The sequence below is a fragment of the Microbacterium sp. NPDC058389 genome (genome assembly GCF_042722305.1).
In the GTDB taxonomy this organism is placed as follows: domain Bacteria; phylum Actinomycetota; class Actinomycetes; order Actinomycetales; family Microbacteriaceae; genus Microbacterium.
In genome coordinates this window covers 173,957-187,402 of record NZ_JBHXJQ010000007.1, presented here as the reverse complement: position 1 = coordinate 187,402, position 13,446 = coordinate 173,957, and the positions used below count along the sequence as shown (strand labels likewise).

The 13,446-nt window shown below is 69.2% G+C and carries 13 protein-coding genes; 12 read left to right on the top strand and 1 reads right to left on the bottom strand.

Annotated features, from left to right (window positions below):
• Positions 1-9 precede the first annotated feature (9 nt).
• The 8 genes from atpE to ACFWJ8_RS11925 all read left to right on the top strand — a co-directional run bounded on the left by atpE (position 10) and on the right by ACFWJ8_RS11925 (position 6,827).
• Entirely contained in the window at positions 10-243 is a 234-nt protein-coding gene (gene atpE / locus ACFWJ8_RS11960; RefSeq protein WP_045274135.1) for an ATP synthase F0 subunit C, read from the top strand.
• A 29-nt stretch (positions 244-272) separates the two neighbouring features.
• The gene (locus ACFWJ8_RS11955; protein ID WP_378811597.1) at positions 273-827 is read left to right on the top strand and encodes a F0F1 ATP synthase subunit B; all 555 of its coding nucleotides are present in this window, start codon (positions 273-275) and stop codon (positions 825-827) included.
• The gene (locus tag ACFWJ8_RS11950; RefSeq protein WP_378811596.1) at positions 827-1,618 is read left to right on the top strand and encodes a F0F1 ATP synthase subunit delta; all 792 of its coding nucleotides are present in this window, start codon (positions 827-829) and stop codon (positions 1,616-1,618) included. Before ACFWJ8_RS11955 ends, ACFWJ8_RS11950 begins: the two co-directional genes overlap by 1 nt.
• Positions 1,619-1,679: 61 nt before the next feature.
• On the top strand, positions 1,680-3,317 hold the full coding sequence (gene atpA / locus ACFWJ8_RS11945) for a F0F1 ATP synthase subunit alpha (RefSeq protein ID WP_378811594.1): 1,638 nt from the start codon (positions 1,680-1,682) through the stop codon (positions 3,315-3,317).
• A 21-nt stretch (positions 3,318-3,338) separates the two neighbouring features.
• Positions 3,339-4,235 (top strand): F0F1 ATP synthase subunit gamma, encoded by an 897-nt coding sequence (locus ACFWJ8_RS11940; protein WP_378811592.1) that lies wholly within the window; start codon positions 3,339-3,341, stop codon positions 4,233-4,235.
• 36 nt (positions 4,236-4,271) lie between these two features.
• Complete coding sequence (gene atpD / locus ACFWJ8_RS11935) at positions 4,272-5,717, top strand: F0F1 ATP synthase subunit beta (protein WP_378811591.1); 1,446 nt, start codon at positions 4,272-4,274, stop codon at positions 5,715-5,717.
• 1 nt (position 5,718) lies between these two features.
• Complete coding sequence (locus ACFWJ8_RS11930) at positions 5,719-5,979, top strand: F0F1 ATP synthase subunit epsilon (RefSeq protein ID WP_378811590.1); 261 nt, start codon at positions 5,719-5,721, stop codon at positions 5,977-5,979.
• 98 nt (positions 5,980-6,077) lie between these two features.
• Positions 6,078-6,827 carry a YaaA family protein gene (locus ACFWJ8_RS11925; protein WP_378811589.1) on the top strand — a complete coding sequence of 250 codons (750 nt, stop codon included), beginning with the start codon at positions 6,078-6,080 and terminating at the stop codon, positions 6,825-6,827.
• Between the two features lie 44 nt (positions 6,828-6,871).
• Here the strand turns inward: ACFWJ8_RS11925 and ACFWJ8_RS11920 are convergent, their stop codons facing one another.
• Positions 6,872-7,354 carry a DUF4282 domain-containing protein gene (locus ACFWJ8_RS11920; RefSeq protein ID WP_378811587.1) on the bottom strand — a complete coding sequence of 161 codons (483 nt, stop codon included), beginning with the start codon at positions 7,352-7,354 and terminating at the stop codon, positions 6,872-6,874.
• A gap of 182 nt (positions 7,355-7,536) precedes the next feature.
• Between ACFWJ8_RS11920 and ACFWJ8_RS11915 the strand changes: the two genes are divergently transcribed.
• The 4 genes from ACFWJ8_RS11915 to ACFWJ8_RS11900 all read left to right on the top strand — a co-directional run bounded on the left by ACFWJ8_RS11915 (position 7,537) and on the right by ACFWJ8_RS11900 (position 13,427).
• Positions 7,537-8,367, top strand: a complete 831-nt coding sequence (locus tag ACFWJ8_RS11915; protein WP_378811586.1) for a large exoprotein — start codon at positions 7,537-7,539, stop codon at positions 8,365-8,367.
• A gap of 104 nt (positions 8,368-8,471) precedes the next feature.
• Complete coding sequence (locus ACFWJ8_RS11910; RefSeq protein ID WP_378811585.1) at positions 8,472-9,455, top strand: aldo/keto reductase; 984 nt, start codon at positions 8,472-8,474, stop codon at positions 9,453-9,455.
• Positions 9,456-9,636: 181 nt separating this feature from the next.
• On the top strand, positions 9,637-11,370 hold the full coding sequence (locus tag ACFWJ8_RS11905; RefSeq protein WP_378811584.1) for an ABC transporter ATP-binding protein: 1,734 nt from the start codon (positions 9,637-9,639) through the stop codon (positions 11,368-11,370).
• The gene (locus ACFWJ8_RS11900) at positions 11,367-13,427 is read left to right on the top strand and encodes an ABC transporter ATP-binding protein (RefSeq protein ID WP_378811582.1); all 2,061 of its coding nucleotides are present in this window, start codon (positions 11,367-11,369) and stop codon (positions 13,425-13,427) included. The genes ACFWJ8_RS11905 and ACFWJ8_RS11900 overlap by 4 nt, the downstream gene beginning before the upstream one ends.
• The last annotated feature ends 19 nt before the right edge of the window (positions 13,428-13,446 follow it).

Genomic DNA, 13,446 nt, shown 5'->3' with positions numbered 1-13,446 from the left:
AACACCCCCGTGGACGCAACTACGGTTCTCGCAGAGCTCAGCGGCAACGTCGCGACGATGGGCTACGGCCTTGCGGCGATCGGTCCGGCCATCGGCGTGGGCATCGTCGTCGGCAAGACGATCGAGGGCGTCGCCCGCCAGCCCGAGCTCGCGGGTCGCCTGCAGGTGCTCATGTGGATCGGTATCGCCTTCACCGAGGCGCTCGCCTTCATCGGCATCGCGACCTACTTCATCTTCGTCTGATCGCCGATACACAGTCCTAAGGAGACAGGATGCTGAACGCTCTTGTCGCGTACGCGGCGGAAGAGGGGGAGACTCACAACCCCCTGCTGCCCGCGCCGTACGACATCATCTGGTCTGCCGTCTGCTTCGTCATCATCCTCTTCATCTTCTGGAAGGTCGCCCTTCCCCGGATGAAGAAGCTGCTCGACGAGCGCTCTGCGGCGATCGAGGGCAACATCGCCAAGGCCGACGAGGCCCAGCGCAAGGCCGAGGCCGCGCTCGAGGAGTACACCTCGCAGCTCGCCGAGGCGCGCAAGGAGGCCGGTGAGATCCGCGACGCCGCCCGTGAGGACGGCAAGAAGATCGTCGCCGAGGCGAAGGAGACCGCTTCGGCGGAAGCCGCACGCCTGACCTCGACCGCACACGCTCAGATCGAGGCCGAGCGCCAGACCGCGCTCGTGTCGCTGCGCAGCGAGGTGGGCACGCTCGCCCTCGACCTCGCCGGCGGCGTCATCGGCGAGACCCTGTCGGACGACGCGAAGGCCCAGGCCGTCGTCGACCGCTTCCTCGCGGAGCTCGAAGAGTCCGAAGGGGCCAAGGCGTAATGGGCAGCGCGACCACTCAGGCCCTCGCGGCGACGACCGCGGCGCTCGACGCCGCGACCGGCGTCGACCTCGACGTCGCCCGCGAGCTCTTCGCCGCGGCACGCGCCGTGGGCGACTCGTCGCAGCTGAGCGGCGCGCTGGCCGACTCCGCCGCACCGGCGGAGGCTCGCCGGCAGGTCGTGGCCGCCGTCTTCGGCCCTGCCGTGAAGCCCACGACGGCGTCGCTGCTGACGACCGCCGTCGCGCAGCGCTGGTCGAACGCCGACGACCTGATCGACGGCATCGAAGAGCTCGCGGTGCGCGCGGCGGCCGTGGCCGATGCGAACGCCGACGTCGAAGCCGAGCTGTTCGCCTTCTCGCGGACCGTGGCAGACAACCCCGAGCTCGAGCTCGCGCTCGGGAGCCGTCTCGGCGACTCCGCCGCGAAGGCCACGCTCGTCGAGTCGCTGCTGAAGGGCCGCGCGAGCGAAGAGGCGACGCTGATCGCGGCATCCCTCATCCGCCAGCCCCGTGAGCGCCGCGTGCGGCAGCTGCTGTCGCGCGCGACCAAGCTGGTCGCCGACCAGCGCGGCCGCTCCGTGGCGACGGTCGTGGCCGCAGCGCCGCTGAGCGCCGCGCAGCGCGACCGGCTCACCGCCGCGCTGACGAAGCGCTACGGCACGCGGGTCTCGCTCAACACGATCGTCGACCCGACCGTCGTCGGCGGCCTGCGCGTCCAGATCGCGGACGACGTGATCGACGCGAGCGTCTCGTCGCGTCTGGCCGACCTCCGTCAGCGGCTCGCCGGCTGACACAGACTTCCCGCCACCGGCGGAGATTTCGGGGCCGAGGCCCCATGAACGAAGGAAAACAATGGCAGATCTCTCTATCAGCCCCGACGTCATCCGTGACGCGCTGAAGGACTTCGTCGCCGCCTACGAGCCCTCGGGGGCTGCGGCCACCGAGGTCGGCACCGTCATCGACGCCGCAGACGGCATCGCGCACATCGAGGGCCTGCCGGGTGTCATGGCGAACGAGCTCGTGACGTTCGCGGACGGCACCCAGGGCCTCGCCCTCAACCTCGACGAGCACGAGATCGGCACGGTCGTGCTCGGCGACTTCGCCGGCATCGAGGCCGGTCAGCAGGTCACCCGCACGGGTGAGGTGCTGTCGGTCGCCGTCGGCGACGGCTACCTCGGCCGCGTCGTCGACCCGCTCGGCAACGCGATCGACGGCCTCGGCGAGATCGCCACCGTCGGCCGTCGCGCCCTCGAGCTGCAGGCGCCCGGCGTCATGCAACGCAAGTCGGTGCACGAGCCCCTCCAGACCGGCATCAAGGCCATCGACGCGATGATCCCGGTCGGCCGCGGCCAGCGCCAGCTCATCATCGGCGACCGCCAGACCGGCAAGACGGCGATCGCGATCGACACGATCATCAACCAGCGCTCCAACTGGGAGTCGGGCGACGTCAACAAGCAGGTCCGCTGCATCTACGTCGCGATCGGCCAGAAGGGCTCCACGATCGCCGCCGTCAAGGGCGCCCTCGAGGACGCCGGCGCGATGGAGTACACCACCATCGTCGCCGCTCCCGCCTCGGACCCCGCCGGCTTCAAGTACCTCGCGCCCTACACCGGTTCGGCCATCGGCCAGCACTGGATGTACGAGGGCAAGCACGTCCTCATCATCTTCGACGACCTGTCGAAGCAGGCCGAGGCCTACCGTGCCGTGTCGCTGCTGCTGCGCCGCCCGCCGGGCCGCGAGGCGTACCCCGGCGACGTCTTCTACCTGCACTCGCGTCTGCTCGAGCGCTGCGCGAAGCTGTCGGACGAGCTGGGCGCCGGTTCGATGACGGGTCTTCCCATCATCGAGACCAAGGCCAACGACGTCTCGGCGTACATCCCGACCAACGTGATCTCGATCACCGACGGCCAGATCTTCCTGCAGTCCGACCTGTTCAACGCCAACCAGCGTCCCGCGGTCGACGTGGGCATCTCGGTCTCTCGCGTCGGCGGTGACGCTCAGGTCAAGTCGATCAAGAAGGTCTCCGGCACGCTCAAGCTCGAGCTCGCCCAGTACCGTTCGCTCGAGGCCTTCGCGATGTTCGCCTCGGACCTCGACGCCGCATCCCGTCGTCAGCTCGCCCGTGGCGCGCGCCTGACCGAGCTGCTCAAGCAGCCGCAGTACTCGCCGTACCCGGTCGAGGAGCAGGTCGTCTCGGTCTGGGCCGGCACCAACGGCAAGCTCGACACGATCGAGGTCGAGGACGTGCTGTCGTTCGAGCGCGAGCTGCTGGACTACCTGCGTCGCAACACGACGATCCTCGACACCCTGCGTGAGACGAACGTCCTGGACGACGACACGGTCGCCGAGCTCAGCAAGAAGACGGACGAGTTCATCCTCGAGTTCCGCGCCGGCAAGGGCCAGGCGATCGGCAAGCCCGGCCACGAAGAGGTCGCGGCGGCCGAGGCCGAAGACGTGAACCAGGAGAAGATCGTCAAGGGCCGCCGCTAAGGCGGGCCTGGGCTAACAACCATGGGCGCACAACTCCGGGTCTACAAGCAGAAGATCAGTTCTGCTCAGACGACCAAGAAGATCACGAAGGCGATGGAACTCATCGCGGCTTCGCGCATCCAGAAGGCGATGGCGCGTGTGCGCGCGTCGTCGCCCTTCGCGCGTGCCGTGACGCGGGCCGTCTCCGCCGTGGCGACGCACTCCAACGTCGACCACCCGCTGACCGTCGAACGTGAGACGATCCGCCGCTCCGCCGTCGTGATCTTCTCGTCCGACCGTGGTCTGGCGGGCGCGTTCAACTCGCAGATCCTCCGTGAGGGCCTCGAGCTCGCACAGCTGCTGCGCGAGCAGGGCAAGGAGCCGGTGTTCTACCTGGTCGGCCGCAAGGCCGTCGGGTACTTCCAGTTCCGTCGCATGGAGAGTGCGGGGGAGTGGACGGGCGACACCGACACGCCGCACTTCTCCACCGCGGAAGAGATCGCGGCGGCGCTGCTCGACGCGTACGACCGCGGCGGCGACAGCGGCGGCGTCGACGAGATCCACCTCGTCTACAACCGCTTCGTCAGCATGATGACGCAGTCTCCTGAGACCGTCCGCATGCTGCCGCTGGAGGTCGTCGAGGCCGAAGAGGAGTCTTCGGCCCAGGTCTACCCGCTCTACGAGTTCGAGCCGGATGCCGCGACGGTCCTCGACGCGCTCCTGCCGGTGTACATCCAGAGCCGCGTGTTCAACGCCCTGCTGCAGTCGTCGGCCGCGAAGCACGCCGCGACGCAGAAGGCGATGAAGTCCGCGAGCGACAACGCCGACAAGCTCATCACCGACTACACGCGCCTGCGCAACAACGCGCGCCAGGCCGAGATCACGCAGCAGATCGCCGAGATCGTCGGCGGCGCCGACGCTCTGTCCTCCGGCAAGTGACCCGCTGCGCAAAGACCACACGAAAGAGAAGAAGCCATGAGCCTCACCGCTGAGAAGACCGCGACCGCGGTCGGACGCGTCGCGCGCGTCACCGGCCCGGTCGTCGACATCGAGTTCCCGCACGACGCGATCCCCGACATCTACAACGCGCTGAAGACCACGATCACCATCGGCGACGAGTCGAGCGAGATCACGCTCGAGGTCGCCCAGCACCTCGGCGACGACCTCGTCCGCGCCATCTCGCTGAAGCCCACCGACGGCATGGTCCGCGGCCAGGAAGTGCGCGACACCGGCGGCCCCATCACGGTCCCCGTCGGCGACGTCACCAAGGGAAAGGTGTTCAACGTCACGGGTGACGTCCTCAACGCCGCTCCGGGCGAGACCGTCGAGGTCACCGAGCGGTGGGGCATCCACCGCCAGGCGCCGTCGTTCGACCAGCTCGAGTCCAAGACCGAGATGTTCGAGACCGGCATCAAGTCGATCGACCTTCTCACCCCGTACGTGCAGGGTGGAAAGATCGGCCTCTTCGGCGGTGCCGGCGTCGGCAAGACGGTCCTCATCCAGGAGATGATCCAGCGCGTCGCGCAGGACCACGGTGGTGTGTCGGTGTTCGCCGGTGTCGGCGAGCGCACCCGTGAGGGCAACGACCTCATCGGTGAGATGGAGGAGGCGGGCGTCTTCGACAAGACCGCTCTCGTCTTCGGCCAGATGGACGAGCCGCCGGGGACGCGTCTGCGCGTCGCCCTGTCGGCGCTGACGATGGCGGAGTACTTCCGCGACGTCCAGAAGCAGGACGTGCTGCTGTTCATCGACAACATCTTCCGCTTCACGCAGGCCGGTTCCGAGGTCTCGACGCTGCTCGGCCGCATGCCCTCCGCCGTGGGCTACCAGCCGAACCTCGCCGACGAGATGGGTGTGCTCCAGGAGCGCATCACCTCGACGCGCGGTCACTCGATCACCTCGCTGCAGGCGATCTACGTCCCCGCCGACGACTACACCGACCCGGCGCCGGCGACCACGTTCGCGCACCTCGATGCCACCACCGAGCTCTCGCGTGAGATCGCGTCGAAGGGTCTGTACCCCGCCATCGACCCGCTCACCTCGACGAGCCGCATCCTGGACCCGCGCTACATCGGCGAGGACCACTACCGCGTGGCCACCGCCGTGAAGCAGATCCTCCAGAAGAACAAGGAGCTGCAGGAGATCATCGCGATCCTCGGTGTCGACGAGCTCTCGGAAGAGGACAAGATCGTCGTCGCCCGCGCGCGCCGCATCCAGCAGTTCCTCTCGCAGAACACCTACATGGCGAAGAAGTTCACCGGTGTCGAGGGTTCGACGGTTCCGATCAAGGAGACCATCGAGTCGTTCGACGCGATCGTCAAGGGCGAGTTCGACCACGTCGCCGAGCAGGCGTTCTTCAACGTCGGCGGCATCTCCGACGTCGAGGAGCAGTGGGCGCGCATCCAGAAGGAGAACGGCTGACATGCCGCTCAACGTCAGCCTCGTCTCCGCGGACGCGGAGGTCTGGTCGGGTGAAGCCTCGCTCGTGGTCGCCAAGACCGTCGAGGGCGAGATCGGCTTCATGACCGGACACGAGCCGGTGCTCGCGATCCTGGCCGAGGGTCAGGTGCGCATCACCGAGACCTCGGGCACGAAGATCATCGCGAACGCGCAGGACGGCTTCCTCTCGATGGAGGGCGACGACCTCACCATCGTCGCGGGGAACGCCGCGCTGATCTCCTGATCGCACAGCGACAACCGCACTCGGCCGGTCCCTTCGGGGATCGGCCGAGTCGTTTTCTGCCGCAGAGACCGCCCTTCGCCTGAGAATCCGAGAAGCCCATGCTGATCCTGCTGCCGCCGTCCGAGACCAAGCGTCCCGGCGGCGCCGGGCGCCCGTTCGACGCGTCGGGTCTCGCCCTGCCGGCGCTCGCGCCGCAGCGCAGCGCCGTCGTCGACGCGCTCATCGCGCTGTCGGCGGACGAGGACGCCGCCGCGCGCGTGCTGAAGCTCGGGCCGAAGCAGCGGAGCGAGGTGGCCGTGAACGCCGCGCTGCGCGACGCCCCGACGATGGCCGCGGTGGACCGCTACACCGGTGTGCTCTTCGACGCGCTGGATGCGGCATCCCTCCCGTCCGCCTCACGCCGCTGGCTGGGAGCGCACGTCCTCGTCCACTCGGCACCGTTCGGGCCCGTGGGGGCGCTCGACCCGATCCCCGCCTACCGGCTGGGTGCAGGCACCTCGCTGCCCGGCGTGCCGGCGCTCCGACGGGTGTGGGCCGAGGCGGTGTCGGCCGCGCTCGGGGACCGCGACCCGCGCTTCGTTCTCGACCTGCGCTCCGAGGCGTACGTCGCGCTCGGACCCGTGCCCGACGGCATCCCGACCCGCTACGTGCGCGTCGTGAGCGAGGCGACCGACGGCGCGGTGCGTGCCCTCAACCACTTCAACAAGCACGCGAAGGGCGCGCTGGTTCGCCGCCTCGCCGACGAGCGTCCGCGCATCTCGTCCGCCGCGGGCTTCGTGCGATGGGCGGATGCCGCCGGCCTGCGCGTCCGCGAGTCCGCCGTCGGCGAGCTCGAACTGTTCGCCTGACGCGTCGCCGGGCCCAGGCGCCGGTCGCCGAGCCCGTCGAGGCGTCAGCGCTTGGTGTGCTGGGCGGTGCGCTCGGTGTTCTCGGCGATCGCGATCAGGGCGACCACGCCCTCGATGATGAACCGGAGCAGGATGATCGCGAGGAACGTCAGCACCGGCACGACGATGATCGTCGCGATGAGCGCGCTGATGCCGGCTCCGGGGTTGAACCACATCATCGAGATGCCGCTCAGGATGCCGCCCACGAAGTACACGACGAATCCGATGCCGATCGCGATGAGGCCGACGAGGTAGAACACGCTCGCGAGGCGCCGTGTGATGAACGTGCGGAACGACAGGTCGAACAGCGCCGCGAAGAACCCACGGCCGACGTCGGCGGCTTCGCCGACGACCGGCGGGACTCCGGTGTCGTCCGGGTCGGAGGCCGTGGCGGCGGGCGCCGGGGCCGGCGCACTCGCGGCGGCGGCTGCTGCGGACTGGTCGGGCAGCGGCGGGGGAGTGGCGGCGGACGGGGTCGGGTCGGTCATGGATGGCCCTTCGGTCGGGGAATTGTGCTCAGGCTATCCACCGTCGCCCAGAGGGGCTATCCCCCCTTTACGTCACGAATGCTGACAGGAAGCTGAGAGCGTCGATAGCATGTGTCGAGCGGGGCAGGTGCCCCGCGGGCGTGCCGACAATGCGCCCACCCGACTCTCTTGGAGGTCGCACCATGGATTCGTACGACGACAGCGGGTATGGGAGCGTCTGGGCGTTCCTGATCCTCGCTCCGCTCTTCTTCCTGTTCGCCGTAGCCGCCTACATCATCGGCTCCTGGTTCCTCATGAAGATCTTCGAGAAGGCGGGAGTGCAGGGCAAGTGGCGCGCCTGGGTGCCGTTCTACAACACGCTGATCTTCGTCAAGCTCGGCGACCTCAACCCGTGGTGGCTGCTGATCCTGTGGGGTGGCACAGCCGTTCTCGGCTGGGTGCCGGTCCTGGGCTGGCTCATCGGCCTCGCGGCCTTCCTGTACTCGCTCGCCGCGGCCTGGCGCATCGGACTGAAGCTGCAGAAGGAGGCCGTCTGGCTGATCCTCTACTTCTTCCTCGCGATCGTGTGGCTCGGTATCAACGCCTTCGACCGCTCCCGCTGGAACACCGCGATCCCCGCCGCTCCGTGGGCGGGCAACTTCCTCGCCGACAAGACCGTCTGGGCCGGTGTGCCCAGCCAGGTTCCCGCGGCCGGCTACCCGGCCAACCCCGCCACCGCACCGGGCGCCCCGGCCGGCTACCAGCCGCCGGCGGGCTACACCGCGCCGCCTGCGCCGCCGGCGGGCTACACGCCTCCGCCGGCTCCGCCCGCGGCTCCCGCCGCGCAGCCGCCGGTGACGCCTCCGGCTCCGCCCGCCGCGCAGCCGCCGGTCACGCCTCCGGCTCCGCCCGCCGCGCAGCCGCCGGTCACGCCTCCGGCTCCGCCCGCCGCGCCCCAGGCGCCCGCGGCCACCGAGCCGCCGGCGACCGAGCCGCCAGCCGCGCCGGAAGCCCCCGAGGCACCCAAGGAGTGATCTCGACGGAACAGCCCCTCGCCTTCGGGTGAGGGGCTGTTCCGTGCTCGCGGCCTCGGCGGACCCCGGCGGAGAGCCCTCCGCAGCGGGGATAACGTGGAGGCATGACCCCCACTGTTCCGCTGCGCCGTGTCGGCGCGTCCGGCCTGCTCGTGTCCGCCGTCGGCCTCGGCTGCAACAACTTCGGCCGTGAAGGCACCCGCACCGAGACGCTCGAGGGCACGCGCGCCGTCCTCGATGCCGCGATCGACGCCGGCATCACGTTCCTCGACACCGCCGACATGTACGGCGGGCAGCCGGGACTGTCCGAGACGCTCATGGGCGAGGCGCTGCAGGGGCGTCGCGATCAGGTGATCCTCGCGACGAAGTTCGGGCATCCGGGGCGCGACATGGGCTACCCGTTGTCGGGTGCAAAGGGCTCGCGGTCGTACATCCGACGCGCGGTCGAGGCATCCCTCACCCGCCTGCGGACCGACTGGATCGACCTGTACCAGCTGCACGTGCCCGACAACGACACGCCGATGGAGGAGACCCTCGACACCCTCGGCGACCTCGTGCGCGAGGGCAAGGTGCGCTACATCGGCCACTCGAACTTCTCGGGCTGGCAGATCGCCGAGGCGCACTTCACCGCCCTCATGCGCCGCGGCGTGCCCTACATCTCGGCGCAGAACCAGTACAGCCTGCTGTCGCGCGGGTCTGAGCGCAACGTGCTGCGGGCGGTCGAGCGATACGGCCTCGGGTTCTTCCCCTACTTCCCGCTGCACAACGGACTGCTCACCGGCAAGTTCACGCGCGACGACGCCCCGGTCGACTCCCGCATCATGCGCCAGCGCGCGAACCTCTATTACGAGGCGCCCTGGGACGACCTCGAGGCGTACCAGGCGTTCTGCGACGAGCGCGGCATCACGATGCTCCAGGCCACGTTCGGGTGGCTGCTGTCGCATCCGTCGCTGTCGAGCGTCATCGCCGGCGCCACCACGCCCGAGCAGGTGCGCGCGAACGCCGAGGCGGCCACCGCGTGGACGCCGACCGAGGCCGATCTGCAGCTGCTGGACGGCTTGTTCCCCCCGCCGGAGGCCGCGGCCTGAGCCGTCTCCCGGCGGCCGTGTCACGGCCGCCGGGGCCCGCCGGGGCGCGGTGCGCGGGCGCTGTCGCGGAGTTCGCCGACGGCGTACGCGCCGGGTTGTCGGCGATGCGCGGGCAGGCGTAGCGCCACTTCTCGTGCGCGGTCCGTGAAGCGGGCGAAGCCGCGCGCCGGAAAGGACCGCCGTGCTCGGGAAGCTCCTGGGGCGATATCTCCGCCCCGCCTGGCTGCTCATCGTGGCCGTGGTGGTGTTCCAGCTGGCCCAGTCGATCGCATCGCTGTGGCTGCCGACGCTGAACGCCGACATCATCGACCAGGGAGTCGTCCAGGGCGACATCCCGTACATCTGGCGGACGGGCGGCGTCATGCTGCTCGTGAGCCTCGCGCAGGTGATCTGCTCGATCATCGCGGTGTACTTCGGATCGCGCCTGGCCATGGGGATCGGCCGCGACATGCGCGGCGATCTCTTCCATCGCGTCGTCGCCTTCTCGCAGCGCGAGGTCGGCCAGTTCGGGGCCCCCTCGCTGATCACGCGCAACACGAACGACGTGCAGCAGGTGCAGATGCTCGTGCAGGTGTCGGCGACGCTCATGGTCTCGGCGCCGATCCTGGCGATCGGCGGCGTGATCATGGCGATCCGACAGGATGTCGGGCTGTCGTGGCTGATGGCGGTGTCGATCCCGGTGCTGCTCATCATCGTCGGGCTGATCGTGACCCGCATGGTGCCGGCCTTCACGCAGATGCAGAAGCGGATCGACCGGGTCAACCAGATCATGCGGGAGCAGCTCTCGGGCATCCGCGTCGTGCGCGCCTTCGTGCGCGAGCGCGAGGAGCGCGCGCGATTCGCCAAGGCCAGCGACGATGTCAAGGACACGGCGCTGCGAGCCGGCAACCTGATGGCGCTGATGTTCCCCGCGGTCATGCTCGTGATGAACCTCTCGAGCGTCGCGGTGATCTGGTTCGGTGCGTTCCAGGTCCAGGACAACGGGGTGCAGATCGGTACGCTGTTCGCCTTCCTCAACTACCTCATGCAGATCCTCATGGGCGTCATGATGGCGACGTTCATGTTCGTGATGATCCCGCGCGCGGCCGTGTGTGCGAACCGCATCGGCGAGGTGCTCGAGACCGAGCCGTCGGTGTCGGCGCCGGCGGTGGCGGCATCCGCTCCCGCACCTGTCGGCCGCGTCGAGTTCGACCACGTCGACTTCGCCTACCCGGGTGCTGAGGACGCGGTGCTGCACGACCTCAGCTTCTCGATCGAGCCCGGTACGACGACAGCGATCATCGGCTCGACCGGGTCGGGCAAGACGACTCTCGTGAGCCTCGTGCCCCGACTGTTCGACGTCACTTCCGGCGCGGTGCGCGTGGACGGCGTCGACGTGCGCGAGTACGACCCGGACGAGCTGTGGACGCGCGTCGGACTCGTGCCGCAGCGCGCGTTCCTGTTCTCGGGCACGGTGGCGTCGAACCTGCGGTACGGCGACCACGACGCGACTGACGAGCAGCTGTGGGATGCGCTGGAGCTCGCGCAGGGCGCCGACTTCGTGCGGGCGATGCCCGACGGCCTCGAGTCGCAGATCGCGCAGGGCGGCACGAATGTGTCGGGCGGTCAGCGGCAGCGGCTGGCGATCGCGCGGGCGCTCGTCAAGCGTCCCGAGGTCTACATCTTCGACGACTCGTTCTCGGCGCTGGACCTGCGGACGGATGCCGCCCTCAGGCGTGCGCTCGACACGCACCTGCCCGACGCGACACGGCTCGTTGTCGCGCAGCGCGTGTCGACCATCCAGCACGCAGATCAGATCGTGGTGCTCGACCACGGTCGGATCGTCGGGATCGGCGTGCACGACGACCTCGTCGAGACGTGCGAGACGTACCGCGAGATCGTGGAATCGCAGCTCGCGGCGGAGGCGGCGGCATGAGCGGCCAGCAGAGTTCGGCGCCGGCGCGTCCGGCCGGCCCCGGTGGTCGCGGTCCCTTCGGCGGCGGCGCGGGCGCCCCCGCGGCCAAGGCCCAGAACTTCGGCCCCAGTGCCAAGCGCCTGCTCGGCACGCTGCGCTCGGACACGCCGCGGCTGATCGGCGTGCTCGTGCTCGGCATCCTGTCGGTCACGCTGTCGGTGATCGGTCCGAAGCTCCTCGGCGAGGGCACGAACGTGGTGTTCGCCGGGTTCATCTCGCTCCAGGTCCCGGCGGGGGTGACCAAGCAGCAGGTCATCGACCAGCTCGTCGCGTCGGGAAACCAGGACCAGGCGAACATGATCTCGGCGATGGACTTCGTGCCGGGCGCGGGGATCGACTTCGACCAGCTGGCGTGGATCCTCTCGGCCGTGCTCGCGGTGTACCTCTTCTCGAGTGTGTTCGGGTGGCTGCAGGCCCGCATCCTCAACGGCATCGTGCAGCGCGCGATGCACCGGCTGCGCCTGCAGGTCGAGGACAAGATCCACCGCCTGCCGCTGTCGTACTTCGACCGCGTGCAGCGCGGCGAGCTGCTGAGCCGCGTCACCAACGACGTCGACAACATCGGGCAGACGATGCAGCAGACGCTGTCGCAGCTGGTCATCTCGCTGCTGACGGTCATCGGCGTGCTGGTCATGATGTTCGTCATCTCGCCGCTCCTGGCGGTCATCGCGCTCGTCACGATCCCGCTGACGCTCCTCATCACGGTGCTGGTGGCGCGACGGTCGCAGAAGCTCTTCGTGCAGCAGTGGGCGCACACGGGCGTGCTCAACGCCCGTGTCGAGGAGACGTTCTCCGGCCACTCGATCGTGAAGGTGTTCGGCCACCAGCAGGAGGTCGAGGCGGACTTCCTGCGCGAGAACGAGCAACTGTACCGTGCGAGCTTCGGCGCGCAGTTCCTGTCGGGCGTGATCATGCCCGCCATGATGTTCATCGGCAACCTGGTCTACGTCGCGATCGCGGTCGTCGGCGGCCTGCAGGTGGCCGCGGGACTCATGACGATCGGCGACGTGCAGGCGTTCATCCAGTACTCGCGCCAGTTCACGCAGCCGCTCAGCCAGCTCGGGTCGATGGCGAACCTGCTGCAGTCTGGCGTCGCGAGCGCCGAGCGCGTGTTCGAGCTGCTCGACGAGGACGAGCAGACTCCCGACGACGAGGACGCCCAGACCGTGGGCGACACCGCGAGCCGACTGGAGTTCGAGGACGTCTCGTTCCGGTACGTCGACGACAAGCCGCTGATCGACGGGCTGACCCTCGCGGCGCGCCCGGGGAGCACGGTCGCGATCGTCGGTCCGACAGGTGCCGGCAAGACGACGCTGGTGAACCTCATCATGCGGTTCTACGACGTCGATTCGGGGCGCATCACGCTCGACGGCGTCGACACGCTGCACATGACGCGGGACGACCTGCGCCGCCGCACCGGCATGGTGCTGCAGGACACGTGGCTGTTCGCCGGCACGATCCGCGAGAACATCCTCTACGGACGACCCGACGCCTCCGAGGAGGAGCTGGTCGCGGCCGCGACCGCCGCCTACGTCGACAGGTTCGTGCACGCGCTGCCGGACGGGTACGACACGCTGCTCGACGACGAGGCCACCAATCTCAGCGTCGGCGAGCGTCAGCTCGTCACGATCGCGCGCGCGTTCCTCGCCGATCCGCGCATCCTGATCCTCGACGAGGCGACGTCGTCGGTCGACACGCGCACCGAGCTGCTCATCCAGCGTGCGATGTCGCGGCTGCGCGAGGACCGGACCGCGTTCGTCATCGCCCACCGGCTCTCGACGATCCGCGATGCCGATCTCATCCTGGTGATGGAGAACGGCGCGATCGTCGAGCAGGGCTCGCATGACGAGCTGCTCGCTGCGAAGGGCGCCTACTGGCGCCTGTACAACGCGCAGTTCGAGGGCGCCATCGACGAGGACGAGCCGCTCGCGGTCGCCACGGTGCCGCTCGGCCCGCCGCCGACCACGACGCAGATCGTCGTCGACGCACTCGCCGAGTCCGAGGACGCGACGGAGTGACCCACTAGTATGTGAAGAC